This window comes from Bacillus sp. JK106, assembly GCF_053663355.1.
Window position 1 is genome coordinate 803845 of sequence record NZ_JBSJQC010000001.1, and the last position, 24062, is coordinate 827906.

A 24062-nucleotide genomic window follows, 5' to 3' on the forward strand; every position below is an offset into this window, starting at 1 on the left:
GGGTCTGGTCCGTACGAATGAACAACCAGGAGGTACAGGAATGGAACAGACGAAAAAATGGGGTTTTTGGTTATTAACGGCGTTTGTCGTAGGAAATATGGTAGGCTCGGGCATCTTTTCGCTTCCGAGTACGCTCGCAAAAATCGCGAGCCCGTTCGGCGCCACATCGGCATGGCTTTTAACGGGAGCCGGTGTGTTAATGATCGCGCTGGTCTTCGGCCACTTATCCATCCGCAAGCCTGAGCTGACGGCGGGGCCGCAAAGCTATGCGCGTGCGCTGTTCAGCGATCGGAAAAAAGGGAATGCAGCGGGCTTCACGATGGTGTGGGGCTACTGGGTGGCGAGCTGGATCAGCAACGTGGCGATCATCACGAGCCTTGCCGGATATTTAACATCATTTTTCCCGATTTTAACGGATAAGCGTGAAATGTTTTCGATCGGCGGTCAGGCGGTTACGCTCGGCCAGCTGCTGACGTTTGCCGTATGTACAGTTTTATTATGGGGCACTCACACGATTCTCGTCACCAGCATTAACGGTGCGAGTAAATTAAATTTCGTCACGACGTTTTCAAAAGTATTAGGATTTATCTTTTTTATCATTGCAGGTTTGTTTGTATTTCAAACGTCGTTTTTCGATCATTTTTATTTTCCTGTTCAAACAGGTCCTCACACGGTTGAGGGAATCGGCGGACAGATCCACAATGCGGCGATTTCAACATTATGGGCGTTCGTCGGAATTGAATCGGCAGTCATTTTATCCGGGCGCGCCCGTTCGCAGCGCGACGTGAAACGCGCCACCATTACCGGATTATTGATCGCGCTCAGCATCTATATCATCGTAACATTGATCACGATGGGCGTGCTTCCGCATGGTAAGCTTGTCGGCTCGGAAAAACCGTTTGTTGACGTATTGTACGCGATCGTCGGCAGCGCGGGAAGCGTCATCATGGCGATTCTGGCGATTTTGTGTCTGTTCGGAACGATGCTCGGCTGGATTCTTCTCGGTTCTGAAGTTCCGTATCAAGCGGCGAAATCAGGAGACTTTCCCGCTGCTTTTGCAAAAACGAATAAACAGGGAAGCCCGGTTGTGTCGTTAATCGTAACGAACGTAATGTCACAGATCTTTATCTTTTCGGTTATTTCCCGGACGATCAGTGACGCGTTTACGTTTTTAACAACGGCGGCGACGCTTGCTTATCTGATTCCGTATCTCGTGTCAGCGTTTTACAGCCTGAAGCTCATTTTTACGGGTGAAACGTATGACGAGATAAAGGGCTCAAGAGTAAGAGACGGTATCATCGCCATCCTTGCCTGCATTTATTCTTTTTACGTCATTATTACCGGAACGGCCGATTTAACGACCTTTATTCTCGGTATCGGGCTGTTTTTCGTCGGTTTGCTGTTATATCCTTTCGTCTCAAAGAAATTTGCAAACAACAGACAATCGGTATGACAAAAAGACATCTCACGTCTGTGAGATGTCTTTTTTTGTTTGCGGCAGCGGATTACTTTTTGACGGCGTGTATATAATGAATGGTCTCAAATGCGGTTAAATGGTCAGTGCGTCCGCTGAAAAAACGGTCATTGACGTCCGCCGGAGATACATGTTCAAAAATAAGCAGACCTGATGATTCTAATATTTTTTCGATTTCTTTATAACTGAAACACGATAACATCGGTTCTCCGCCTGCTGCAGCCATTTTCACCATGTTTTCCACTCTGTTTGACAGTCCTCTTTCTTCAAAAAGCGACTCATCTGCATAATCAAACACGATAGAGCTTCCCGGCGGGACTTCGGCAAATAATTGTGTGAGCAGGCGGGCGAGATGCTCTTTCGTAAGATAGTATGACACTCCGAGCAGGCTGAAAAAGGTTTTTTGGCGTGAAAAACCTTCCTGATACAGACGGCTGAAAGAAAGCGAAGCGGCGAAGTCCATCGGTACAAAATGAAGATGATGGGAAATGTCGAGATTCAGATGTTTCAATCTGTTTATTTTGTCTTCCTGTGAAGCGGGATGATCGATTTCAAATATGTCTAAGGCGTTTGTCACTTCAGGATGTCTGAAACAGAAAGTATCCAGTCCTGCGCCAAGGATGACATACTGTTTGGCCCCGAGCTTCACTTCATTCAAAAGCACTTCTTCACAATATGCGGCACGGGCTAACGGTGTAGGAGACAGCTGTACTTGAGTCACCCATTTTAAGATGACATCCGGTTGGCCTTGAAGCCTCTGTGCCATGTCTTTGCTGAAAAATGATATACCTTGAATGAGATGATCGCGGATGTCCGAATGCTCTTTTTCAGAAATCAGATCTTGTGCCAAAAAATCATCAAATATCACCGGGGTGTCGTATTTACTATGGTACGCCCTTCCGAAAGCGGACAGCAGGGAAGTCATACTCGCCTTGTTTTCTTTCATATAAAGATCCTCCGTTATTTACATCAATCTCCGGCCGGGAGAATCTTATTATACATCTTAATCCAAAAATGTAAATTATAGCATAAATAAATTTTTTTGTCAAGCTTTAAGCGTAATAAAAAGCCGCTGTGACAGCGGCTTCGGGGTTACTTCGTTAAGCTTTTTGTGATGTAGTCGAGCTGGCCTTCAAGTGAGATCGGGTCTGAGAAATAGAAGCCGATCGGATCAATGCGGTAGACATGGTTTTGTTTGACGGCATCGAGGTTTTTCCAGATTGAGCTGTCAAGCACGCCTTTGTCGTCACCGCCGGCCTGCCATGGCCCCATAAAGATGTAGTCTCCCGCGAAGTCAGGCAGTTTCTCGAGTGAAATGCTGGCGTAGCCCGGCCCTTGATTAATGGCTTTTTCCTGCGTCAGTTTTGTGGCCTTCAGCCCGAGTTTGTCATAAATGATGCTTCCGCCGCGGCCGAAGTCTTTACCGAATACATAGATGTCTTTTCCGTTTGTCTGCATGATGGAGATGGTTTTTGAGCCGACCGCTTTTTGAACCTTTGTTTTAGCGGCAGCGGTTTTCTTATCCCATTCAGCAAGCCATTTGTCTGCTTTGTCTTCAGTGCCTGTCATTTTCGCAAACTCTTTGAATTGATCAATGTTGCTGAGCTTGTCATATTTAATGGCGATGGTCGGCGCGATTTTTTCCAGTTTTTCAATGTCGGCGCCTTGTGTCGTCCAGACAACGATTAAATCCGGCTTTAAATCAATGATTTTTTCAACGGACGTGCCGTCGCCGATGTTTGTCACACCTTTTGTTTTCCCTTTGTAATAAGGGTTTTTAAATACGTTTTGCGGCGCGCCGACAACATTGATGCCGAGCTGTTTGAAGTCGCCGTAGTAGCCGTCAGCCATGACGACGACCCGTTTCGGGTGCTTCGGAATTTTAATATGGCCGTTTTCGGCTTTATACGTGATGGTTTCTTCTTTTTCAGAAGAACCTTTCGTGTCTGAAGAATTGCCGCATGCGGCCAAAGCAACGATGAGCAGCATGGCAATCAGCGCTGCGCCGATTTTCTTGTATGTATGGAACATCTGACATTCCTTCTTTCATAAAAATTAGTGATAAAGAGAATCATTATCAGTGTGATTATATCACTGCTTTCATAGAGAAGCACGCTCTTTTTTAAGAAAAACTTTCTTTTTTTATATGAAATTAGGTCTATTAAAAGAGAAGATAAAAGTGCTATACTGAAACAAGTCATTGATAATCATTATCATTACCATTCTTGTTTTGAGAAAGGAAGAACGAGTGTTGGGTCTATTGAAAAAGAAACAGACAATGACGGCTCAAGGGGCATCGGGGAGTGAAATCCAGTGGACGGCGCGTTCATTCAGAGCGGCTGTGCTGCTGTGTGCCGGTATTGCGGTTTTATTGATCGGCGCGGCTCTGTCTGTTTCCATCGGAGCTGCCGATATTCATCTGCGGACGGTGTGGGATGCTCTCTTTCACTTTCAGCCGCAAAATACATCTCATCAAATCATACGCGATCTGAGGCTGCCGAGAACCGCCGCCGCCGCGCTCGTCGGGGCTTTTTTAGCTGTGTCCGGAGCGATTATGCAGGGGCTGACGCGGAACCCGCTTGCTGAGCCTTCCATTATGGGCGTGACGTCGGGGTCAGGATTTGCGATCGCATTGGCATTTGCTTTTTTTCCGGGTCTGTCTGCGGCGGGACTTGTTTTGTGGTCCTTTGCGGGAGCGGGAATCGGAGCGCTTATTGTGTTTGGCATCGGCCTGTTTTCAAAAGGCGGGCTGACACCGGTGAAGCTCGCGCTGGCCGGTACGGCAGTCGGCTATTTCTTAACGGGGCTTTCAAGCGCGATTGCGATCCGTTTTGATGTCGCCCAGGATGTGAAGTTCTGGTATGCCGGAGGAGTGGCTTCCGTGAAATGGGAAGGCGTGCAGCTGCTGTTGGCGGCCGGTGTTATCGGACTATTGCTGGCATTTCTGATTGCGCGCTCAGTGACGGTGCTGAGCTTGGGTGAGGAACTGGCCAAAGGGCTCGGGCAGTACACATCGCTTGTGAAAGTAATCGGAATGTTTGTCGTTGTCCTCTTGACGGGGGCTTCAGTCTCAGTCGCCGGAGCCATTTCTTTTATCGGCTTGGTGATTCCGCATATCACCCGATTTTTAGTCGGGGTAGATTACAGGTGGATCATTCCTTGTTCGGCGGTATTCGGCGCCGTTCTGTTAGTCTTCAGTGATATTGCCGCAAGACTCGTCAATGCGCCGTTTGAAACACCGGTCGGCGCTTTAACCGCCCTTATCGGCGTTCCCTTTTTCTTTTATTTGGCGCGCAGGGAAAGGAGAGGGCTGTAATGAATGTAAAATCGAAAAAACCGCTGGCGGTCATGGCCGTTACGTTTGTGCTCATATGCATCGTCTTTTTTATCAGCTTAAACATGGGTGTGATCCGGATTGCGCCACTTGATACGATGCGTGTCTTTTTCGGACAGGGGGATGCCCGGGATCAGCTCGTTTTATTTGAATTCAGACTGCCGCGCATGGTGCTTTCATTGCTTGTCGGCGCAGGAATCGCGGTTTCAGGCGCGATTTTTCAAAGCGTGTCTCAAAATGACTTGGCGGAGCCGGGCATTCTCGGTATTAACGCCGGGGCGTCTTTGGCGGTCGTTCTGTTTATCTTCTTTTTCCAAGGGTCAGCTGTTGATCTAAGCATGGCCAGTACATGGCTGCTTCCGGTGAGCGCTTTGGCGGGAGCTTTTCTGGCTGCGCTGCTCATCTATGTGCTGGCTTGGAAAAAAGGCGTTTCACCTGTCCGGCTCGTTTTGGTCGGGATCGGCGTCAATGCGGGGTTTAATGCGCTTCTCTTGATTTTTCAGCTGAAAATGGACCCGCGGGATTTCATGCAGGCGCTTGTATGGATTTCCGGTTCGATTTGGAACGCCAATTGGAAAATGGTGCTGTCCATTTTGCCGTGGCTGCTGGTCCTTTTACCGTTCAGCCTCTATAAAGCCAGGTATTTAAATGTGCTCCAGCTCGGTGATCAGCTGGCGGCGGGGCTTGGCACCAGGGTTGAAAAGGAGCGGCGCGTTCTGCTGATGTCCGCCGTTGCCCTGACCGCGTCATGTGTTGCGGCAGCCGGCGGAATCGCTTTTCTCGGACTCATTGCGCCGCATTTGGCCAGAAGGCTTACCGGGCCGCGCCACCAGACGCTTATTCCGGTTTCAGCTTTGATCGGAGCATTTTTATTTCTGCTTGCCGATACGCTGGCGAGAAATGTGCTTGCACCGTCCGAAGTTCCCGTCGGCCTGGTGATTTCCGTGCTCGGAGCGCCGTATTTTGTATATTTGCTGATGAAAACGAAATAGAGGAAGGAGACTGCCGCGATGAACTCATTATCGGCGGAACAGCTTACTGTCGGTTATGGCGACCGTTTGATAGCGAAAGAATTGGATATCGCCATCCCGAAAGGAAAAATCACAACGCTGATCGGTCCGAACGGCTGCGGAAAATCGACGGTTCTCAAAACGATGTCAAGAATCATGAAACCGAAATCCGGCGCCGTCTATTTAAACGGACAGGCGATCATGCAAAAATCCACGAAGGACATCGCTAAGGAAATGGCAATTCTTCCGCAGACGCCTGAAGCGCCGAGCGGGCTGACGGTGTACGAACTTGTTTCTTACGGCAGGTTTCCGCATCAGTCCGGAATGGGCCGCTTGAGTGATAAAGACCGTGACATGATCAAATGGGCGCTTGAAGAGACGGGGATGGCCGAATTTTACGACCGGCCGATCGAAGCGCTTTCCGGGGGCCAGCGGCAGCGTGTGTGGATCGCCATGGCGCTCGCTCAAGAAACGGAGCTGCTGCTTCTTGATGAACCGACCACTTATTTAGATCTCGCCCATCAGCTTGAAATTTTGCAGCTGCTGGACAAATTAAACAAGGAGCAGGGCCGCACCATTTTAATGGTCATTCACGATCTGAATCATGCCGCCCGTTTTTCCCATTACATGATCGCCCTGAAAAAAGGGCGCGTCATCAAGGAAGGAACGGCGGAGGAAGTCATGACTCCCGGCATATTGGAAGACGTGTTTCAAATTGACGCGCAGATTGTAAAAGATCCGCGCACGAACAAACCTGTCTGCTTAACCTACGATTTAATCCGGCATGAAAACGCAACGGTAAGATGAAAAAAAACGCAGAGCCATTCCGGCCTGCGTTTTTTTATTGCGTCCGGGGCTGCTTTTGTCCGGAGACGCATTTATCCAAAACGAAAAAAACCCCCGCCACAATCAGCTCCTCCGTCGTTGACAGCCAAATCTTTTCAATCAGTTTATCCGTCGTATACGCGGTCATCCAGAGGAACAGCAGCTGAACGGTGCCGGCTAAAAGGAGAAAAGGCAGCCTGCCCGTCCCAAAAAAGGTAAAGCTATGTATCATCAGCCGTTCAAGCGGTTCAAAACATAAACCGAGAAGAATAAAAAGCACGGAAAAAAGCAGGACGTACGCCATCGATCCGTAGCTCGTCCCGGCTAATGAAAATACGGCCATCATCACGATGAAATACCCGAATAATACGGCAGCGGCTGCCAGGGCATACCGGAGCACCTGAAGAAAAAACATTTTCGTCCCGTTTTGATTGATCATCTGTTCAGCTCCTTTTCACACAGAGGAGACTTGCAGAGACGGAACTCTGCAAGTCGGTGTGTATCTTCAGCATTTCTTTTTGACGACAGGGTGTTTCACTTTCGAAAGAATATCCGTAAAGTCTTTGCCCAGATCCAGATGCTGCTGGACGAATTTCTCAGGAAGCATGGCAAGCCATTGGTTCAGGGACACATCGGCATAGTGGTCATCCTTGAAGATTTCCAGGAAGACGAGCGGCTCATCCCCCAAATTCTCCACATAGTGGCCCATTGCGAACGGAACGTAACCGACATCCCCGGCCTGATAGTTAAATGTTCTTGCATGGCCGTCCGATGCAAAAACCGTCATCCGCCCTTTACCGGAAATATAATACTGCCATTCATGCGTATTCGGATGCCAGTGCAGCTCTCTCATTGCGCCCGGTTCGACCACGACAAGCGCTGAAGCGATCGTTTTGGACACTTTGAAGTTTGTGGAATCCGCGATATATACTTTGCCGCCGTCCGTCTCAGCAGTCGGACCTTCATCCAGCAGGCGGTAAGTGAACGGATAAGGCACTTCGCCGTTCGGGCCTTCCACAATGTCATCTTTCAGCTTCCCGGGAACCGGCTCTTCAAAGATATATTTTTCTTTCCCGGGCAGGCCGGCGAGGTCTTTTTCTGAAACCCCGAAGTTGTTGGCGATGACATCAAGCGGCGTGTGGGCAAGCCAGTCAGTCACTTGGAATGTGCTGTTTTCTGAGAAGGAACCGTCATCAAACACCAAGAGGAATTCACAGCCTTCTTTCAGCGCCTGAATGGAGTGCGGCAGGCCTGACGGGAAGTACCACAGATCTCCTTCCTTCACGTCATCGATAAAACTGCGTCCCTGTTCATCAACGATCGTGACCCGCGCTTTGCCCGTCAGCATATATGCCCATTCGGCTTCTTTATGCCAGTGCAGTTCACGGATGGCGCCCGGTTTTAAACGCATGTTGACAGATGCCAGATTTTCAGAAATCGGCAGCTCGCGAACGGTCACCTCACGCGCGTATCCGCCCTTTTCCAGCCGGTTGTGCACATCTGAGAAAGAGAATTTCATATTATCCACTGTGCCGTGATCCGTTTCCGGCGGCGTCAGCATATCCGGATTTTGGCGGTCTCTTTCAAGATTGCGCGGAATCGTGACGGTCGCCCCTTTGTCTCCTCTGATCGGCTGCGGGATATTGCAGTTGTTTTCTTTTGACATGTAAATCGTCTCCTCTCAAGCTTTGTTTTTTCAGAAAGAGAATGTGAAAGGCCTTTCGTTTTCCCTTCTGCTTTGTTAAGTGATGCGTTCCGATGAAAAGTCAACTTCGTGTGAAAATTAATTTTTCATTTTCTGCTCTTTCAGTTCCGTCATCAGTTCGATCAGGGCGTCAAACTTCTTCTCAAACCGTGTGAGAAGATACATGGCAATCAGAGCCGGAAAGCCGAGATTGCCGATCTGTCTGACCGCTTCTTCTATAAAAACCTGATCCATCACCAGCCACCTCCTGACTTGACCTGCAGTCATGTATATAAGTGAAAGAAAGAGCGGCTCCTGTAAACCTGATATCCCGGTTGAGGGTCTTTTTTTGTTCCGGCAAATCCGGGACATAAGGAGTGCGGAATCTTAGTCGGAAAGGAGTAGTTTACTTTTTTTTGCTTTCTTTCATTTAATTTAAATAGGGGGCGGTTTTATGGACTATCAAGTTCTTTTACGGTCAAAATGCAAGGAAATTATGAAACATCCGATCGTTAAACATTTTTTAAGTGACCCAAAGCATTACGAGAAATTTAAAAATGTGCTGGAACATTCAGACGAGAAGGATGCAAAATCACTGGACGATCATTTTAAACAGTTTTATAAGGAAATCCGGATCATCAAATATATGAACTCTATGATCCGGATTTTCTCCATCGATTTTGACAAGCGCATCCGTAAAAATCAGAAGCGCTATCCGCTGACGGTGGATCAGCCGGAGGGAGGTGAAGCGTTTCCCTATGAAATGGGAAAAGACGCGTATGAAGAGTTTCTGCGGAAGCAAGGGGATTTGAGCCAGCATGTCCAAAACCGTGATTTATACGAAGCGCTTCAGACGTTAACCGATAAACAAAAAAGCGTGCTGACGAATATTTATCTTCACGGAGCGACGATGAAAGAGATTGCCGAGTCGCTGGGTGAATCACGGCAGAACATTTCCAATATTCATAAAAAAGGGCTCGACAATCTCAGAAAGCAGCTGGACAAGCAAAAAAAGGGGGAAAATAAGCAGTGAACGGGCCATTTGACTTCAACAAAGAGAACACAGATACCGACGAAATGGAACTTTTGATTTCGCGTTTTTCGCCAATGATAAAAAAAAAACTGAGCAATACATCATACCAGGAAAGAGAAGACCTTGAACAAGAATTGAAGATTAAAATAGTTGAAAAAGCGGACATGCTGTTATGCCAGGAAGTGCCGGGTTTTTGGGAATTTATTCTTCATCTTATAAATGAAAGCTCCTGACAAAAGCGGCGGAATGATGGATATTCCGCTCTGACACCGTGAGAAAAACGAGAAGAGATGTCCGGTCTCGTTTTTCTTTTCTGTTTCCCCGCAAGACCTCCGCACTAAAAAAGTACCAAATCTTATCCATATAATGATATGATGAAAAAAACAAAGAGAAAGGAACGTCCAAGGTGGAAAATGCGTCAATTTTAATTGTAGACGATGAGAAGGCGATCGTTGATATGGTCAAACGCGTTCTCGTCAAAGAAGGCTATCACAACATTAAGACAGCCGGAAGCGCTGAGGAAGCGATTGAGTTTGTTAAACATGAATCCGCGGATCTGCTCGTGCTGGATGTGATGATGGAAGGCATGTCCGGTTTTGAAGCATGCACCGAAATCCGGAACTATACCGACGCTCCGATCTTTTTTCTGACTGCCCGTTCTTCTGATGCGGATAAGCTGTCAGGATTTGCATTGGGAGCTGACGATTATATAACAAAGCCGTTTAATCCGCTCGAATTGGCGGCGCGGATCAGAGCGACGTTAAAGAGAACCTATAAGCGCGAAGAGAAAACGGCGGTAAAGACGTATTCATACAGCCATTTTTCCTATTCGCCGCAAAACGCCGAGCTGATCGTCGGGGGCGAGCCCGTCAGCTGCTCCGCACAGCTTCTGCAATTGCTTCAATATTTCTGTGAACATCCTGATGTGGTGCTCTCTAAAGATCAGATCTATGAAAAAGTGTGGGGATATCCGTCTTACGGCGACAACAACACCGTCATGGTTCACATCCGCAAGCTCAGAGAAAAGATTGAAAAAGACCCCAGCAATCCGTCCTATATTGTAACGGTGCGCGGCCTCGGTTATCGGTTTATTCCCGATCAAGGAGAAAAAGGAACCCGCTCATGAGAATGCGCGGAAAATTTCTGCTCCACTTTTTCGGACAGCTTCTGCTTGTCATCCTGCTGATGTCCGTTTTGGCCGTCGCTTCTTTCTTCTATTTGGATTGGCGTTTCAGCGAAGCGGAAGCCAATGCGGGACTGACCAAAGCGACGGCAGACTCGTTTGAAGCGTGGCTTGATAAAAACGAAGACGGCACATGGGATGTCGATGAATTTTTAAAGATGTCGGTCAGAAAGCAGAAGGGCTGGCTGCAGATCATTAATGACAAAGAAAAAACGGACTACGCGTACAGAGTGCCGAAAGACGTCCCGAGCCATTACAGCAGAAAAGACCTCTTATCCATTTACCAGTACCGGAATTTTGACAACTACAAGCTGAATTACTGGACGGTCACGATAAATGATGAGACCTATTTGATTCTGTTCGGCTGGAAATCCGCCAGTGAGCAGCTTCTCACTTACATCGAATCACAGGAACCATCCCTCGCTTCCCTTTCTCAATATAAAAAAAGCACGGTTGATTATATTAAACGGGAAAAAGGGGCGGTCTACCTTCTCGAAGACAGCGGCAGACTGCTCGGGGATATCAACAGCACGAAAAAAGAACGGAACACCGTCAATGAGCTTGAATTGCTGAAATACAGTTCCAAGCCGTGGAATTACAAACGGGAAATTTCTTTTAAAAGACTCGATAAAACGAAATGGATGGTCGCGTCGGTGCCGAACCCCGTGTACATCCCCGATCACGAGTTTAACAAATCATTTTTGAGAAATGTGATGAAAACCCTCTTCCTCTTGATCGGAATCCTGGTATTTATGATCTGCATCCTGACCATTTGGTACTCTTTCCGTTTCGGCTGGCCGCTGTTTCATACCATCAAATGGCTTGTCAATTTATCAAAGGGCCGGCTTGAAGAGCCGAAGAACCGCAAAGGACAGCCGGTCAGCAAAAACAAAAAAGGCAAAACAAAACAGCCGTTCCGCTTTTTCGCCGAGATTTTCGAATCGATGGATCAGCTGACCGACACGCTGAAGCGGGATAAGAAAAACAGAGAAAAAATCCAGGCGACAAGGGAAGAATGGATCGCCGGGCTGAGCCATGACTTAAAAACCCCGCTGAGCACGATTTACGGCTACAGCATGATGCTTGAATCGAAGCAATACGACTGGACACCGGAAGAAGTCAAAGAAATGGGGCAGATCGTCCGGGAGAAATCAGAATATATGTCGAAGCTGATTGAGGACTTAAACTTAACATACCGCCTCAAAAACGCGGCCCTCCCGATCGAACGGCGGCTGATCAACGTCGTGCCGTTTATCAGAAACGTCACGAACGATTTTACGAAAAACACGTTCTCGGAAGGCTATGACATCGCCTTTGAAACCAAAAAGGAAGACATTCTTTTCGCCATTGATGAAGCGTGGTTCCGCCGTATTCTGGAGAATCTGCTGGCAAACGCGGTTAAGCATAATAAGAAAGGGACAGCCATTCGGGTCGTGCTTGAGGAATCAGCCGAACAGCTCATTCTGAAGGTGAAAGATAACGGAAGAGGAATGGACGATGAAACGATTCACCAGCTGTTTAACCGTTATTACCGGGGAACGAATACGAAGGGGCCGTCAGAAGGAACTGGACTCGGGCTCGCCATTGCCAAAGAGCTGGTTCACCTTCATAACGGAACCATCCATGTCAACAGCAGAATCAGCGCCGGAACGGTGATTACGATTCTTTTTAAAAAAGATTGAGTTTGGACGCCGCTTTGTCGGGAATAACAATAGAAGACTGACAAGCAAAAGAGGTGTTCACACATGGAAGCAGCATTACGAGCAGATACGAGAGCAGTTATCGGAGAAGGCCCTTTATGGGACAAGGATAAGGAATGCCTGTACTGGGTGGATATACTGGGCAGCCAGCTCCATATCTTCACTCCGGCTGACGGAATCAACCGTTCCGTTAAATTCAAATCATTTGTCACGGCTCTGGCCTTGTATTCAAAGGAAGAGCTGGTGATGACGATGAAAGACGGGTTTTACCTGTACAATCTGCGGGAAGACACATTGACGAAGATGAAGCAGCCGAAAGACATGCGGGAAGATATCCGTTTCAATGACGCAAAATGCGACCCGTCCGGCAGATTATGGGCGGGAACGACGAGCATGGAAGGCAAAGAAGAGGAGGCTTCGCTGTACCGTCTGAATACGGACGGCAGCCTTGCCAAAATAAAAGACCAGGTCTCTACCTCGAACGGTTTGGATTGGGATCGGGACCGAAACCTGATGTACTATATTGATACTCCGACGCAGGAAATCGTCTGTTATGCATACGATCCTGAAACCGGAGCCGTATCAGATCCGAAAACGGTCTACCGCTTTCCGGAGTCGCAAGGATCTCCCGACGGAATGACCATTGACCGTGACGGAATGCTGTGGGTGGCTCTGTTCGGAGGCGGCCGTGCCGTCCGGATTGACCCGTTTTTGCATAAGGAAATTGCATCTATCGAAGTTCCGGCGAAATACGTCACCTGCTGCGCGTTCGGAGGCAGAGAATTGAACACGTTATACATTACGACCGCGACGGAAAAATTGACGGAAGCCGAAAGACTTGAGCAGCCGCATGCGGGCGGCCTGTTTTCAGCAGAGCTTGAGACGGGCGGCTGGGAGCCGGTTCCGTTTGCAGGCATGATGTAAAAAAAAGCCCTGGCATATGGGGAAGTTCCCATTGTGCCGGGCTTTTTTGTGTTAAATGGAGCGGATGATGCCGCCTTCAACCCGCTGTGCGGTGCCGTTAATGGCAGAAGCAGCTGATGAAGCGAGAAATACAATCGTATTGGCGACTTCTTCCGGGGTTGCATAGCGCTGAATCAAAGATGTCGGTTCATTCACTTTAAAATAATCCCGGACGAAGCTGTCCGTGTCTTCTCCGGCAGCCTTTGCGGCTCCTTCCATGTAAGAAGCGACGCCTTCGGTCCATGTTGGTCCCGGCAGCACGGAGTTGACCGTGACATTTGTGCCTTTCGTCATTTCCGCCATTCCCCGGGACAAGCTGATTAACGCCGTTTTCGTCATTGAATACGGAATCATTTGCGCAAGCGGTTTGACTCCGGCTTCACTGGAAATGTTCAAAATCCGTCCGCTGTTTCTTTCAAGCATTTGCGGCAGAAAACGCCGGCACAGGCGCACGGCGCTCATAACATTCACTTCAAAATACCGAGTCCATTCATCATCAGACACCTCAGCGAAGTCCTTTACTTCAAAAAAACCGAGATTATTGACGAGAACATCGACTTCCCCGATTCCGCCGGCGCGCTTGATCAAGTCATCCGCCTCATCCTGACGCGATAAATCCGCAGCGATGCCGTGAACCGTTCCGTAAGCGGAAAGCTCCTCAACCGTCCGTTCCACGGTTTCTTTTTTTCTTCCGTTTACAATCACCTCGGCGCCTTCGGCTAAAAAGCTTTTTGCCGCGGCTTTTCCGATCCCTGAAGTTGATCCTGTAATCAACACGAGCTTTCGTTCAAGCTGTAATTCCATGATAATCCTCCTTTTTACACCATTGTGTAACAGTATACATGATGAATTTTAGTGTGTACGAACAATTTGCTTTCATGCAAAAAGGGCGGATATACAAGCCTTAAAGACTTATAGTATAATTACTGCGAAAAAAGGATACGAATGTCAAAGAGACAATCGTTTACCATAATCAGGGGGAGTTAAAAGAATGAAGAAGATCACTGCCGTCTGGGCGGCGCTCTTGGTCACCGCCTTTGTGATCGCCGGCTGTTCCGGCGCACAGGGAGAAGGAAGCGCGGCCAAACAAAAAGCCGTCTCAACCGAAGCATTCCCGGTAACCATTAAGGATGCCGCGAACGAAAAAGTAACCATAAAGCAGGCACCGGAAAAAATCGTTTCCCTCATGCCGAGCAATACGGAAATTACATACGCGCTCGGACTGGGAGATAAGGTCGCAGGCGTCACGACAAATGATACATATCCGAAAGAAGCCGTAAAAAAACCGAAAGTCGGAGATATGAATGTGAACGCTGAAAAAGTCATCGCGCTGAAGCCGGATCTCGTGCTTGCCCACGCGTCCTCTATGTCCGCTTCCGCCGATGCGATGAAGCAGCTGAAAGATGCGGGCATCACCGTCTTAACGGTCAATGATGCGCAATCGTTCCAAGATGTGTACAAATCAATCAGCATGATCGGAAAAGCGGCCGGCAAAGAAAAGCAGGCGGATCAGCTGATCCAATCGATGAAATCCGACCTTTCCGGCATAGAAAAGAAAGCGGCTGCCATTTCTGAAAAAGACGAAAAGAAAGTATTCGTCGAAGTGTCTCCTGACGGCTACACGACGGGGAAAGGCACGTTTATGAACGAAATGCTTGAAGATATACATGCAAAAAACGCCGCCGGCAGCCAGACCGGCTGGGTGCAGCTGACGGATGAAGCGATTGTCAAAATGAATCCGGACGTCATCATTACGACAGACGGCGTAAAGGCCGCTGAAGTGGAAAAACGCGCCGGCTGGGGTGCCGTCAATGCGGTCAAACACCACAATGTCTATTCTGTTGATCCTGACCTTGTCACACGCTCAGGCCCGCGCCTTGTCAAAGGGGTCGAGAAGCTTGCAGAAAGCGTTTATCCTGAAACGTTTAAAAAGTAACCGCCCGCTGGCCTACACGGTCAGCCTGCTGTTTTTAGCCGTTTGTACGGCACTCGGCATTTCAATCGGCAGTCTGCATATTCCTTTATCCGACGTTTTTTGGATCGGGATCGGCCGGACATCCTCTGTTGATCCCATGAATGTAAATATTATGATCAATATCCGCCTGCCGAGAGTCGTTCTGGCCGCTCTTGTCGGAGCCGCGTTATCCATTGCGGGGGCGGCGTTTCAGGGACTTCTGAAAAATCCGCTCGCCGACCCTTATACACTCGGGGTATCTTCGGGAGCCTCGGCGGGAGCCGTTATCACCTTGTTTTTCGGCATTCAGATTCCCGTCATCGGCCGGTTCACACTTCCGGTTGTCAGCATCGCCGCTGCCATTGCGGTTATGGCGGCGGTTCTGTTTTTCAGCCGCCTCGTTCATGCGTCGATGTCGGTTTCGACGCTCATTTTGACAGGCATTATCATGAATTCTTTTCTAGGGGCTCTTATTTCGCTTGTGATTGCTTTAACGGGAAATGATCTGCTCCCGATTGTCCGCTGGCTGTTGGGAAGCGTGTCCATGAGGGGCTGGGGCTATGTCGCGCTGTTTCTGCCTTTTTTTCTGGCCGGGACGGCGCTTCTGCTTATCAATGGCAGAGAATTAAACATTATGACTTATGGAGAAGAAAAAGCAAGGCTGTTAGGCGTCAGTACAGGAAAAAGAAAACTGCTGATGATCGCCGCCGGATCTCTGCTGACGGGAGGCGCGGTTGCCGTCTCGGGGACGATCGGGTTTGTCGGCCTTGTCATTCCCCACGTGACACGGCTTTTGTGGGGGACGGATCATCGCCATTTACTGCCGCTGTCAGCATTGACGGGCGCCGGGTTTCTCATTTTGGCGGATTTGTTTTCCCGCACCGTCATTGAACCTGTCGAATTGCCGATCGGCATTATGACGGCCTTGGCGGGAGCGCCTGTTTTTGCCTTGATTCTGCTTCGCCAGCATCATGGAGGGAACCGCTTATGATCAGAGTGAGCAGCCTGTCCGGCGGGTACGGAGGCCGGATGATTGTAGAAGATGTCAGTTTTACCGCCGGAAAAGGTGAATTTGTCGGCATACTCGGTCCGAACGGCTCAGGAAAAACAACGCTGATGAAATTGCTGACGGGAATGCTCTCTCCGTCAAAGGGCGAGGTGCTCGTCGCAGGCAGGCCCGCGGGCAAATACAAGCCGCGGGAGCTTGCAAAAATCATGGCCGTTTTGCCGCAGCATACGGAGCAAGCTTTTACATTTACCGTTAAGGAAACAGTGTCCTTCGGCAGATACCCGTATCAAAAAGGACTCTTCAGACAGATGGATCAACATGACGAAGACATTGTCCGGGAAGCAATGGAAATGACGGGCATCGACCGATATGCGCAGCAATCCGTCCGCAATCTGAGCGGAGGGGAGCGGCAGCGCGTCTATCTGGCGCAGGCGCTGGCTCAGCAGCCTGAGGTGCTCTGTCTGGATGAGCCGACGACCTTTCTTGATCTCAAATATCAAAAAGACTTGCTTGATACGGTAAAGCGGCTGACGAGAGAAAGAGGCCTGACGGTCATCAGTATTTTTCACGACCTCAACGCCGCAAGCCAATATTGTGATCAGCTCCTGATGATGAAAGACGGACGCGCTTTTCCGAAGCAGACGCCGGATCGGGCTTTAAAAAAAGAGACGATTGAAGACATTTACGGCATCACCGTCAGCGCTGTTGCCCAGCAATCGTCGCCGAAACCGCTGATCTCTTTTATGCCGGAAGCGCGGGAGGAAGGAGAGCCCGCCGGCGTTCCGTTCGCCTCTCTGATAAACAAAAGCGGAAATACCGTAACGCTTCATACAGAACGGCCGTTCAGAATGCTGTCAACCGCATCTGACGGCCCGGGCTTTTCGTGGAGCCGCCGGCTTTCCGGCTCAGCGGCAGCTGGTTTGATCTGCCGTACGTTTGATTCGGTTACGATAGCCGTGACTGCGCAGTATACCGTTTGGGTGCTGATCAGCGGACGTTTATCGGAACAGGGATTTGTTCGGCTGTTAACGGCAGCGGCTGAAGCGAGAATGCAGGCCCTTTCCGGCAGACAGGCAAAAGGTGACATTGTCATTTGTGCCTTGCAGACAGGAGAGACAATGGACGTCCCTCACGCGGAAAGAGCCGTCAGAAGAGGAACCGCGGCATGTGTAAAAGCGACGGAAGAAGGAGGAATACAACGATGAAGCTGTATACGAAAACCGGCGATAAAGGACAGACAAGCCTGATCGGCGGCAGAACGGATAAAGACAGTCTGCGGGTTGAAAGCTACGGGACGATCGATGAGCTGAACAGCTTTATCGGGCTTGCGCTTGCAGAGCTAGATGATTGTGAGAATTGCGGTGATGTGAAAGCCGAACTCCGAAACATTCAGCATGAGCTGTTTGACTGCGGCAGCGACTTGGCGACGGTCACTGAACATAGAAACTATACATTAAGAGAGACATCTATTTCCGCATTGGAAGACTGCATAGACCGTTACACGGCTGAAGCGCCCCCGCTTGAGAAATTTATTCTTCCGGGCGGGCATAAGGCGGCTGCTCAGCTTCATATCGCGCGGACCGTCACAAGACGGGCTGAGCGTCTCGTCGTGAAACTGGGCAAAACAGAAGAGATAAACGATACGGTGATGCGTTACTTGAACCGCCTGTCTGATTATTTTTTCGCGGCGGCAAGAGCAGTTAACGCAAGACAGGGCGTTCAGGATATAGAGTATGAAAGAAGCGCCGCGGTATTCCGTGATGATGAATAACGTTTTGTTCAGCCGGCAGCAGCAAGCCGGCTGTTTTTTTATAGAGATATCCATCAATTGAACCTTTATTGACAGAAGGAAAATGTATCTTATGCATTATTGACTGAAAAATTAAAAAATGAGATATTATAAGAAACATTGTAAAATAATGGGGGATTTGATAGATGGATACATATAATAAGAGCGAGAGCATCTGGAATAAAAATTTCACCCTTCTGTTTATCTCGAGGCTTGTTAAATTGTCGGGCGACGGTTTTGCCTTTAATTCCATTCTGTGGTTTTTGATTTTTGACGGGGAAGGCGCGATCGGCACGTCCCTGCTCATTGCGGTCACGTTCCTTCCGGAGGCGATGCTGGCGCCGATTACCGGGCCTTTTATGAAGCAGCATACGCTGAAATTCTGGATGTATTTCTCCGATCTCACGCGCGCGGCGGTCGTGTTGATCATTCCGGTCTGTTACTTTAACGGTTTTTCTCCTTTATGGTTTGTCATGCTTCTCATGATTTTGCATTCAGCCACGGGAGCCGCTTATAATCCTGCATCTATCTCATTAATCCCCAATATTGTCGGAGAAAACAGCCTGCAGAAAGCGAATGCGGTCATCCAGTCATCAGGCCAGATCGTCAGGCTTGCCGCCATTACGCTGAGCGGGGTGTTCTTAACATTTATCAGTCCCGCTTATTCTTTGTTTATCGCTCTTATATTCTATCTTCTATCAGGTTTTCTCGTACTCTTTATGTCATACCAAGTCCAGCATGCCAAAGAGGATACCGTCGCCGTCAGACAGCGCGGGACGTATTTCGGAAGGCTCAAACGGGGGTTCGTTCTTGTCAGGAAACACCAGATTTTATACCCGCTCGCCATCTATTGTATCTTCATGAATTTTGCGGCCGCTCCGTGGGAGGCGCTCTCTGCCGTTTATGTCGCCGAAGATTTAAACATGCCGCCGATCATCTACTCGCTTTTGAAAGCGACAGGCACGGGCGGAGCCTTTTTAATGGGTTTTATTTTGGCTAAGGTGAAGGTGAACAAATACGGTCTCCTGTTTGTGTCAGCGGGAATCATAGAAGGGGCGGCATTTTTCATCACCGGCCTCAACACTTTTCTGCCGCTCGTCTTCCTCGCCGCGTTTGCGTTCGGATCTGCCGTCAGCGCGATTAATGTGCCGGAATATACGATTATTCAGACGTCTGTGGACCATGATGATCAGCCGCAAGTCTATGCCGTCATCCATATGATCTCAAACATATCCATTCCGCTCGGCGCGGTCCTTTGCGGATACGCGGCTAACGCCTTCGGTCCCGGAAAAGTCATTGCCGCCGGCGGTCTCGTTGAAGTCCTGTCCGGTCTCGGAATATTGATCTTTACAAAGCTGGCCAAAGCTGAACGCTCAGATCTCATCAGGGAAAAAGAAGCGAGCATCAGAATATAGATTTTTCGTGAAACGCCCTGCGCCGTCCGGTGCAGCGGCGTTTTTTTATGCGAAGGTCCGGGGGGTTATACGACTCCGGTCTGATATGAAAATCAATCTCTGACTCGTTTTGCCGGCCGCGGGATTTGTTTATAGTAAAGACAAGGAAAACGAAAGGAGGATCTGCATGAATATAAATGTAAAAACGGCAGGCGGCTTTCTGCTGATTGTGTTCGGACTTTCTGTCTTTTTCGGAGGAGGCCATTTCGCATTTATCATCCCGCTGGCGATCGGAGGCCTGATGCTTTACTGGGGAATCAAACGTTTTTCAAAAGGCCGGGCGGTATCGGGTATCATCGCGGGCTTCATCGGAGCTATGATTCTCGTCGGTTCTCTTCCATTTATCGTTGCCATCGGACTGGCCGGCGCCATGGTGTATTTCGGGTGGAAGATGATGAAGCAGGGCGGCTCAGACACCGCTTCCCGCCAGTATGAACCGGAAGCGGCATCACCGGGCTATCAATCCGGATTTGACACTGAATGGGAAGAATTTCTGAAGAAAAAATAAGGAGGAAGACAAAATGGTCTTAAAAAGAATAAGAAATATGTTCGTCGCATCTGTTAACGAAGGGCTTGATAAATTAGAAAATCCGAAAGTCATGCTGAATCAATATGTGCGTGATATGGAAAGTGACATCGCTAAGGCGAAACAAACGATTGTCAAACAGCACACGATCGTCCATCAGTTTAAGAAAAAACAGGAAGACGCCTCCGAAACGGCGGCAAAACGGAAAAACCAGGCTCAGCTTGCTTTTGACGCCGGGGAAGAGGAGCTTGCGAAAAAGGCGCTGACTGAAATGAAATACCTTGAGGGAAAAGCGGCCGAACATGAAAAAGCGTATGAACAGGCGAAAACACAGCTGGCAGAGCTGAAAGAGCAGCTGGAAACTTTAGAAACGCGCCTCCGCGACGTAAAGGATAAAAAACAGGCGCTCATCGCCCGCGCCAACGCGGCAAAAGCAAAGGAACATATGAACGCTTCTTTCGACAAAATTGACAGCGAAAGCGCCTACAGGGAGTTTCTTCGAATGGAAAGCCGCATTGAAGAAATGGAAGTCCGCGTCAAATACGGCACTTCAGCTGAAGCGAACACAGAATACAGCCGCTCCCAATATTCAGATGAGGTGGAAGCTGAGATTGAAAAAATGCGCTCGCTTTCTCTGGAGAAAACAGAGCATCAAAAAGCGGCTCATGAATAATGTGCACAAGGGAAGATCGGCGCTTTTACGCCTCTTCCCTATACGCACGTATCAATTCTCCGGCTTTTCCTTTATAATAAAATGAATGAAAAAGGATGGAACGTAATGAAGCGTAAGATGGCCAAAGGACTGATGGCGGCGTCCGTTCTGATCTGCTGTCTGTTTTTGGTGAAAGAAGTGTTTGCCGGGCGTTTTTTTCCGCTGTACGAAACAGAAGCGGAATCGGCAAGCATACCGCCGCGTGCCGTCAACAGCCTGTCGGTTTCATCGGAACAGACGGATGTAAAAATCATCGCGGAAGCGCGGAATGATATCGCGGCAAACATGGCGGGACCGGCGGGGAAAATGTTTGTCCAAAGCAGGGGAAAAACCCTCAATCTCAAAACGAAGGAGAAAGGGTTTCAATTTCTGAATCTCTTTCAGCGTCCTCTGCTGATTGTCCGCATTCCGTATGATTATCATCGGGACATCACCGTCCATACGTCAAGCGGCACCATTGCCGTTGACGGAAACAAGGGGCTGTCTCTTGCGCACCTCGGCGTCCGTTCTGTAAGCGGGAATATGTCGCTGAAGCACGTGAAGACGGATGTGTTTGAAGCGAAGGGGCTGTCGGGCAACCTCACAGCATCAGGCCTTGCGGCGAAAACGGGGGATATCCGCTTATCCTCCGGACATGTCGGGCTTCAACATGCGGCGGGCGCCCTTGACGTGCGGGTCGCTTCCGGCAGTGTCGACGCCTCGCTTGAGACGGCGGATGCTCCCGTATCCGTCAGGCTTGCGAGCGGCAGCGCAGCGATCAGCCTGCCGAAAGACGGAAGTTTTACGGTGAACGCCGAGACGGCAAGCGGAAGGATTCAGCCGTCTTATTTCTTTGAGAAAACGAGTAAGGACGGCGGGGCATTCACCGGTATGAAGGGCAGCGGCGCCAGGCCGATTGATATAAAAGTGACGAGCGGCAATATTGCACTGCAATAGTCAAGGAAAGGAGGGGCAGGCAGCTGATGGCAAAAAAACAGATTCTCGGACTTATCATCGCCTTATTAGGCGTCAGCATGTTTTTGCGTATTATCGGCATCGGCGACTTCTTGTTTTGGCCGCTCTTTTTTCTGATCACAGGCTATATTTTTAATAAATATTCCCGCGGCTGGCTCGGCTCCGTCCTGTATATCTTCGCCGCTTTTTTATTTTTGAGGAACCTGTTCAGCGCCACCTTTAACCTGTTCGGCTATGCCTTCGCCGCCTTTCTCATATACGCGGGCTACAGGCTCCTGAAAGGAAAGCGCGTGTATGAACATAAAGAGAAGAAAATCAATCTTGAAAAAGAAGAGCAGCCAAAGCCTTCCGCCCAGACGGAAAGCAGACAGCCGGACCTCCGCAGCTTTTTTATCGGCGAGCTCCGGATGATGAAGGACCCGTTTGAGCTGAATGATTTAAATGTTTCCGGATTCATCGGCGATGTGAAAATTGATTTGTCAAAAGCGATGATTCCCGAAGGAGAAAGCACGATGACCATCAGCGGTGTCATCGGCAATGTCGATGTGTACGTCCCGCCGGATATCGAAGTGTCCGTCAGTTCATCGGCTTTTATCGGCGATATGAACCTGCTCGGCTCTAAGAAAAGCGGCATGAGCCCGAATCTTTATAAAGTATCGTCTGAGTACGGCGACTCGCCGCGGCGGATTAAAATTTCAATTTCGTTATTCATCGGCGATGTGGATGTGAAGTATTTATGAGGAAAAAATTACTCGCCAATATTCAGTGGCGCGCCATGCGGATGACCGCGGGGCTCAGTCTGCTCCTTTGCGCGGTGTTTATTACGCTGATGCTGCTGTATTACGGGCTTGACCCGATGCTGCTGTTTTCTTCCGGCTGGTTCGGTATTCCGTTTGTGGTCATCCTGCTTCTGGCGTCACTTTCGGCCGGATTGATTTCCGGTTATGTATACGGAGGCCGCCTGAAAACAAGAATGGATACACTGATTGAAGCGGTTTTGAAATTTGAAAACGGCAATTTCGCTTATCGGGTGCCGCCGCTCGGCGATGATGAAATCGGTCTGGCGGCAGATCAGCTCAACGAAATGGCCAAGCGGGTCGAGCTCCAGGTCACATCGCTGCAAAAGCTCTCCAACGAGCGGGCGGAATGGCAGGATCAAATGAAAAAATCGGTCATCACTGAAGAACGCCAGCGGCTGGCGCGCGATCTGCACGATGCCGTCAGCCAGCAGCTCTTTGCCATTTCTATGATGACATCCGCCGTCTTAGAGCAGGTGAAAGATGCGGATGACAAAATCGTCAAACGGATTCGCATGGTTGAACATATGGCGGGGGAAGCGCAAAACGAGATGAGAGCGCTGCTATTGCATCTGCGGCCCGTCACTTTAGAAGGAAAAGGCTTAAAAGAAGGGCTGATTGAGCTGTTAAAAGAGTTCAAAGCGAAGCAGCCGCTGGATATTGAGTGGGACATCAGCGATACGGGTGTGTCAAAAGGCGTTGAAGACCATCTGTTCCGCATCGTGCAGGAGGCGCTTTCCAACGTTTTCAGACATTCAAAGGCGACCAAGGTCACCGTCAGACTCGGCGCGAAACATCAAAAGCTGCAGCTTAAAGTCATTGATAACGGGGCGGGTTTTACGATGGATCAAGTGAAAGCATCCTCATACGGCCTGCATTCCATCAAGGAAAGAGCGAGTGAAATCGGCGGCATAGCGGAAATTATCTCCGTAAAGGGAAAAGGCACGCAGATCGACGTGAAAGTCCCGATTTATCAGAAAACAAAAGGAGAGAACGACAGTGATTCGAGTGTTACTGATTGATGATCATGAGATGGTCAGGATGGGTCTGGCCGCATTTTTAGAAGCACAGCCGGACATTGAAGTCGCCGGTGAAGCATCAGACGGGCAGCAGGGCGTCGATCTGGCCGCAGAGCTTTTGCCGGATGTGATTTTAATGGACCTTGTCATGGACGGCATGGACGGCATCGAAGCGACAAAACAGATCTGCGCGAAACTCAATGACCCGAAAATCATCGTGCTGACGAGCTTTATTGATGACGACAAAGTGTATCCGGTGATCGAAGCGGGAGCGCTCAGCTATTTGCTGAAAACGTCCAAGGCGGCAGAAATAGCTGAAGCCATCAGAGCGGCTGCCAAGGGTGAACCGAAGCTTGAATCGAAAGTGGCGGGAAAAGTGCTGTCAAGGCTGCGCCATTCAGAGAATCAGCTTCCGCATGAAACGCTGACGAAAAGAGAACTGGAAATCCTCTGTCTCGTCGCGGAAGGCAAGACGAATAAAGAGATTGGTGAAGAGCTCTTCATTACGATTAAAACGGTGAAAACCCACATTACGAATATATTGTCAAAGCTTGATGTCAGTGACCGCACGCAGGCAGCCGTATATGCCCACCGCAATCATCTCGTGACATAAGAAAAGGAGAGCGGCGCCGTCACACTCTC

26 protein-coding genes are annotated in these 24062 nt (G+C 49.2%); 20 read left to right on the forward strand and 6 right to left on the reverse strand.

All coding sequences use genetic code 11. The annotated features are described in order from the left end of the window. Positions 1 to 40: 40 nt before the first annotated feature. Positions 41 to 1453 (forward strand): amino acid permease, encoded by a 1413-nt coding sequence (locus ACWJJS_RS04195; protein ID WP_071392268.1) that lies wholly within the window; start codon positions 41 to 43, stop codon positions 1451 to 1453. Positions 1454 to 1505: 52 nt separating this feature from the next. On the opposite strand, the gene ACWJJS_RS04200 is transcribed toward ACWJJS_RS04195, so the two are convergent. Together ACWJJS_RS04200 and ACWJJS_RS04205 are read right to left on the reverse strand one after the other, a co-directional pair. After that, positions 1506 to 2420: a class I SAM-dependent methyltransferase gene (locus ACWJJS_RS04200; RefSeq protein ID WP_278071300.1), complete on the reverse strand. Its 915-nt coding sequence runs from the start codon at positions 2418 to 2420 to the stop codon at positions 1506 to 1508. Positions 2421 to 2566: 146 nt separating this feature from the next. Then, a complete protein-coding gene (locus ACWJJS_RS04205; RefSeq protein ID WP_278071299.1) occupies positions 2567 to 3505 on the reverse strand; it encodes an iron-hydroxamate ABC transporter substrate-binding protein in 939 nt (312 codons plus the stop codon). Positions 3506 to 3752: 247 nt separating this feature from the next. Here ACWJJS_RS04205 and ACWJJS_RS04210 point away from each other — a divergent pair, with 247 nt between their 5' ends. From ACWJJS_RS04210 to ACWJJS_RS04220, 3 genes are read left to right on the forward strand one after another with little or no spacing between them, the layout of a single operon-like run. Then, positions 3753 to 4790 (forward strand): FecCD family ABC transporter permease, encoded by a 1038-nt coding sequence (locus tag ACWJJS_RS04210; protein ID WP_172401312.1) that lies wholly within the window; start codon positions 3753 to 3755, stop codon positions 4788 to 4790. Continuing rightward, entirely contained in the window at positions 4790 to 5800 is a 1011-nt protein-coding gene (locus ACWJJS_RS04215) for a FecCD family ABC transporter permease (protein ID WP_025853867.1), read from the forward strand. Before ACWJJS_RS04210 ends, ACWJJS_RS04215 begins: the two co-directional genes overlap by 1 nt. Positions 5801 to 5818: 18 nt before the next feature. Then, on the forward strand, positions 5819 to 6625 hold the full coding sequence (locus ACWJJS_RS04220) for an ABC transporter ATP-binding protein (RefSeq protein ID WP_003151771.1): 807 nt from the start codon (positions 5819 to 5821) through the stop codon (positions 6623 to 6625). Positions 6626 to 6659: 34 nt separating this feature from the next. Here the strand turns inward: ACWJJS_RS04220 and ACWJJS_RS04225 are convergent, their stop codons facing one another. The 3 genes from ACWJJS_RS04225 to ACWJJS_RS04235 form a co-directional block, all read right to left on the reverse strand. Beyond that, the gene (locus ACWJJS_RS04225) at positions 6660 to 7082 is read right to left on the reverse strand and encodes a regulatory YrvL family protein (protein ID WP_369614410.1); all 423 of its coding nucleotides are present in this window, start codon (positions 7080 to 7082) and stop codon (positions 6660 to 6662) included. Between the two features lie 66 nt (positions 7083 to 7148). Continuing rightward, positions 7149 to 8309, reverse strand: coding sequence for an oxalate decarboxylase family bicupin (locus tag ACWJJS_RS04230; RefSeq protein WP_436335208.1), 1161 nt, complete (start codon positions 8307 to 8309; stop codon positions 7149 to 7151). A 117-nt stretch (positions 8310 to 8426) separates the two neighbouring features. Next, positions 8427 to 8582: a YvrJ family protein gene (locus tag ACWJJS_RS04235; protein ID WP_003151774.1), complete on the reverse strand. Its 156-nt coding sequence runs from the start codon at positions 8580 to 8582 to the stop codon at positions 8427 to 8429. 241 nt (positions 8583 to 8823) lie between these two features. Between ACWJJS_RS04235 and ACWJJS_RS04240 the strand changes: the two genes are divergently transcribed. The 5 genes from ACWJJS_RS04240 to ACWJJS_RS04260 all read left to right on the forward strand — a co-directional run bounded on the left by ACWJJS_RS04240 (position 8824) and on the right by ACWJJS_RS04260 (position 13167). After that, positions 8824 to 9360: a sigma-70 family RNA polymerase sigma factor gene (locus ACWJJS_RS04240; RefSeq protein ID WP_146277416.1), complete on the forward strand. Its 537-nt coding sequence runs from the start codon at positions 8824 to 8826 to the stop codon at positions 9358 to 9360. Further along, on the forward strand, positions 9357 to 9593 hold the full coding sequence (gene rsoA / locus ACWJJS_RS04245) for a sigma-O factor regulator RsoA (RefSeq protein ID WP_003151778.1): 237 nt from the start codon (positions 9357 to 9359) through the stop codon (positions 9591 to 9593). The genes ACWJJS_RS04240 and rsoA overlap by 4 nt, the downstream gene beginning before the upstream one ends. A gap of 173 nt (positions 9594 to 9766) precedes the next feature. Then, a complete protein-coding gene (locus ACWJJS_RS04250) occupies positions 9767 to 10486 on the forward strand; it encodes a response regulator transcription factor (protein ID WP_070082352.1) in 720 nt (239 codons plus the stop codon). Further along, complete coding sequence (locus ACWJJS_RS04255; RefSeq protein WP_070082351.1) at positions 10483 to 12225, forward strand: HAMP domain-containing sensor histidine kinase; 1743 nt, start codon at positions 10483 to 10485, stop codon at positions 12223 to 12225. The genes ACWJJS_RS04250 and ACWJJS_RS04255 overlap by 4 nt, the downstream gene beginning before the upstream one ends. 63 nt (positions 12226 to 12288) lie before the next feature. After that, entirely contained in the window at positions 12289 to 13167 is an 879-nt protein-coding gene (locus tag ACWJJS_RS04260; RefSeq protein WP_070082350.1) for an SMP-30/gluconolactonase/LRE family protein, read from the forward strand. A gap of 51 nt (positions 13168 to 13218) precedes the next feature. On the opposite strand, the gene ACWJJS_RS04265 is transcribed toward ACWJJS_RS04260, so the two are convergent. Next, positions 13219 to 14010, reverse strand: coding sequence for an SDR family NAD(P)-dependent oxidoreductase (locus ACWJJS_RS04265; RefSeq protein WP_017418937.1), 792 nt, complete (start codon positions 14008 to 14010; stop codon positions 13219 to 13221). A gap of 187 nt (positions 14011 to 14197) precedes the next feature. Here ACWJJS_RS04265 and ACWJJS_RS04270 point away from each other — a divergent pair, with 187 nt between their 5' ends. The 11 genes from ACWJJS_RS04270 (at position 14198) to ACWJJS_RS04320 (ending at position 24033) form a co-directional block, all read left to right on the forward strand. Continuing rightward, positions 14198 to 15142: an ABC transporter substrate-binding protein gene (locus ACWJJS_RS04270; RefSeq protein WP_017418938.1), complete on the forward strand. Its 945-nt coding sequence runs from the start codon at positions 14198 to 14200 to the stop codon at positions 15140 to 15142. Beyond that, the gene (locus tag ACWJJS_RS04275; protein WP_017418939.1) at positions 15105 to 16151 is read left to right on the forward strand and encodes a FecCD family ABC transporter permease; all 1047 of its coding nucleotides are present in this window, start codon (positions 15105 to 15107) and stop codon (positions 16149 to 16151) included. Before ACWJJS_RS04270 ends, ACWJJS_RS04275 begins: the two co-directional genes overlap by 38 nt. After that, a complete protein-coding gene (locus tag ACWJJS_RS04280; RefSeq protein ID WP_454023343.1) occupies positions 16148 to 17374 on the forward strand; it encodes an ABC transporter ATP-binding protein in 1227 nt (408 codons plus the stop codon). The genes ACWJJS_RS04275 and ACWJJS_RS04280 overlap by 4 nt, the downstream gene beginning before the upstream one ends. Beyond that, positions 17371 to 17940, forward strand: a complete 570-nt coding sequence (locus tag ACWJJS_RS04285; protein WP_063637062.1) for a cob(I)yrinic acid a,c-diamide adenosyltransferase — start codon at positions 17371 to 17373, stop codon at positions 17938 to 17940. Before ACWJJS_RS04280 ends, ACWJJS_RS04285 begins: the two co-directional genes overlap by 4 nt. A gap of 164 nt (positions 17941 to 18104) precedes the next feature. Beyond that, positions 18105 to 19373 (forward strand): MFS transporter, encoded by a 1269-nt coding sequence (locus ACWJJS_RS04290; RefSeq protein ID WP_071392257.1) that lies wholly within the window; start codon positions 18105 to 18107, stop codon positions 19371 to 19373. 166 nt (positions 19374 to 19539) lie between these two features. After that, positions 19540 to 19920, forward strand: coding sequence for a protein liaI (locus ACWJJS_RS04295; protein ID WP_003151789.1), 381 nt, complete (start codon positions 19540 to 19542; stop codon positions 19918 to 19920). A gap of 13 nt (positions 19921 to 19933) precedes the next feature. Further along, a complete protein-coding gene (gene liaH, locus ACWJJS_RS04300; RefSeq protein WP_003151791.1) occupies positions 19934 to 20611 on the forward strand; it encodes a stress responsive protein LiaH in 678 nt (225 codons plus the stop codon). A 105-nt stretch (positions 20612 to 20716) separates the two neighbouring features. Further along, the gene (gene liaG, locus ACWJJS_RS04305; protein ID WP_454023344.1) at positions 20717 to 21586 is read left to right on the forward strand and encodes a LiaG family protein; all 870 of its coding nucleotides are present in this window, start codon (positions 20717 to 20719) and stop codon (positions 21584 to 21586) included. Between the two features lie 26 nt (positions 21587 to 21612). Beyond that, the gene (liaF, locus tag ACWJJS_RS04310; RefSeq protein ID WP_003151794.1) at positions 21613 to 22344 is read left to right on the forward strand and encodes a cell wall-active antibiotics response protein LiaF; all 732 of its coding nucleotides are present in this window, start codon (positions 21613 to 21615) and stop codon (positions 22342 to 22344) included. Further along, positions 22341 to 23423 (forward strand): two-component system sensor histidine kinase LiaS, encoded by a 1083-nt coding sequence (gene liaS, locus ACWJJS_RS04315; RefSeq protein ID WP_003151796.1) that lies wholly within the window; start codon positions 22341 to 22343, stop codon positions 23421 to 23423. Before liaF ends, liaS begins: the two co-directional genes overlap by 4 nt. Next, entirely contained in the window at positions 23401 to 24033 is a 633-nt protein-coding gene (locus ACWJJS_RS04320; RefSeq protein ID WP_003151798.1) for a response regulator transcription factor, read from the forward strand. The genes liaS and ACWJJS_RS04320 overlap by 23 nt, the downstream gene beginning before the upstream one ends. Positions 24034 to 24062 lie beyond the last annotated feature (29 nt).

Coding starts and splice junctions, on each gene's coding strand:
- ACWJJS_RS04195 (WP_071392268.1), top strand. CDS start 41: ATGGAACAGACGAAAAAATGGGGTTTTTGGTTATTAACGGCGTTTGTC.
- ACWJJS_RS04200 (WP_278071300.1), bottom strand. CDS start 2,420: ATGAAAGAAAACAAGGCGAGTATGACTTCCCTGCTGTCCGCTTTCGGA.
- ACWJJS_RS04205 (WP_278071299.1), bottom strand. CDS start 3,505: ATGTTCCATACATACAAGAAAATCGGCGCAGCGCTGATTGCCATGCTG.
- ACWJJS_RS04210 (WP_172401312.1), top strand. CDS start 3,753: ATGACGGCTCAAGGGGCATCGGGGAGTGAAATCCAGTGGACGGCGCGT.
- ACWJJS_RS04215 (WP_025853867.1), top strand. CDS start 4,790: ATGAATGTAAAATCGAAAAAACCGCTGGCGGTCATGGCCGTTACGTTT.
- ACWJJS_RS04220 (WP_003151771.1), top strand. CDS start 5,819: ATGAACTCATTATCGGCGGAACAGCTTACTGTCGGTTATGGCGACCGT.
- ACWJJS_RS04225 (WP_369614410.1), bottom strand. CDS start 7,082: ATGATCAATCAAAACGGGACGAAAATGTTTTTTCTTCAGGTGCTCCGG.
- ACWJJS_RS04230 (WP_436335208.1), bottom strand. CDS start 8,309: ATGTCAAAAGAAAACAACTGCAATATCCCGCAGCCGATCAGAGGAGAC.
- ACWJJS_RS04235 (WP_003151774.1), bottom strand. CDS start 8,582: ATGGATCAGGTTTTTATAGAAGAAGCGGTCAGACAGATCGGCAATCTC.
- ACWJJS_RS04240 (WP_146277416.1), top strand. CDS start 8,824: ATGAAACATCCGATCGTTAAACATTTTTTAAGTGACCCAAAGCATTAC.
- ACWJJS_RS04255 (WP_070082351.1), top strand. CDS start 10,483: ATGAGAATGCGCGGAAAATTTCTGCTCCACTTTTTCGGACAGCTTCTG.
- ACWJJS_RS04260 (WP_070082350.1), top strand. CDS start 12,289: ATGGAAGCAGCATTACGAGCAGATACGAGAGCAGTTATCGGAGAAGGC.
- ACWJJS_RS04265 (WP_017418937.1), bottom strand. CDS start 14,010: ATGGAATTACAGCTTGAACGAAAGCTCGTGTTGATTACAGGATCAACT.
- ACWJJS_RS04270 (WP_017418938.1), top strand. CDS start 14,198: ATGAAGAAGATCACTGCCGTCTGGGCGGCGCTCTTGGTCACCGCCTTT.
- ACWJJS_RS04280 (WP_454023343.1), top strand. CDS start 16,148: ATGATCAGAGTGAGCAGCCTGTCCGGCGGGTACGGAGGCCGGATGATT.
- ACWJJS_RS04285 (WP_063637062.1), top strand. CDS start 17,371: ATGAAGCTGTATACGAAAACCGGCGATAAAGGACAGACAAGCCTGATC.
- ACWJJS_RS04290 (WP_071392257.1), top strand. CDS start 18,105: ATGGATACATATAATAAGAGCGAGAGCATCTGGAATAAAAATTTCACC.
- ACWJJS_RS04295 (WP_003151789.1), top strand. CDS start 19,540: ATGAATATAAATGTAAAAACGGCAGGCGGCTTTCTGCTGATTGTGTTC.
- liaH (WP_003151791.1), top strand. CDS start 19,934: ATGGTCTTAAAAAGAATAAGAAATATGTTCGTCGCATCTGTTAACGAA.
- liaG (WP_454023344.1), top strand. CDS start 20,717: ATGAAGCGTAAGATGGCCAAAGGACTGATGGCGGCGTCCGTTCTGATC.
- liaF (WP_003151794.1), top strand. CDS start 21,613: ATGGCAAAAAAACAGATTCTCGGACTTATCATCGCCTTATTAGGCGTC.
- liaS (WP_003151796.1), top strand. CDS start 22,341: ATGAGGAAAAAATTACTCGCCAATATTCAGTGGCGCGCCATGCGGATG.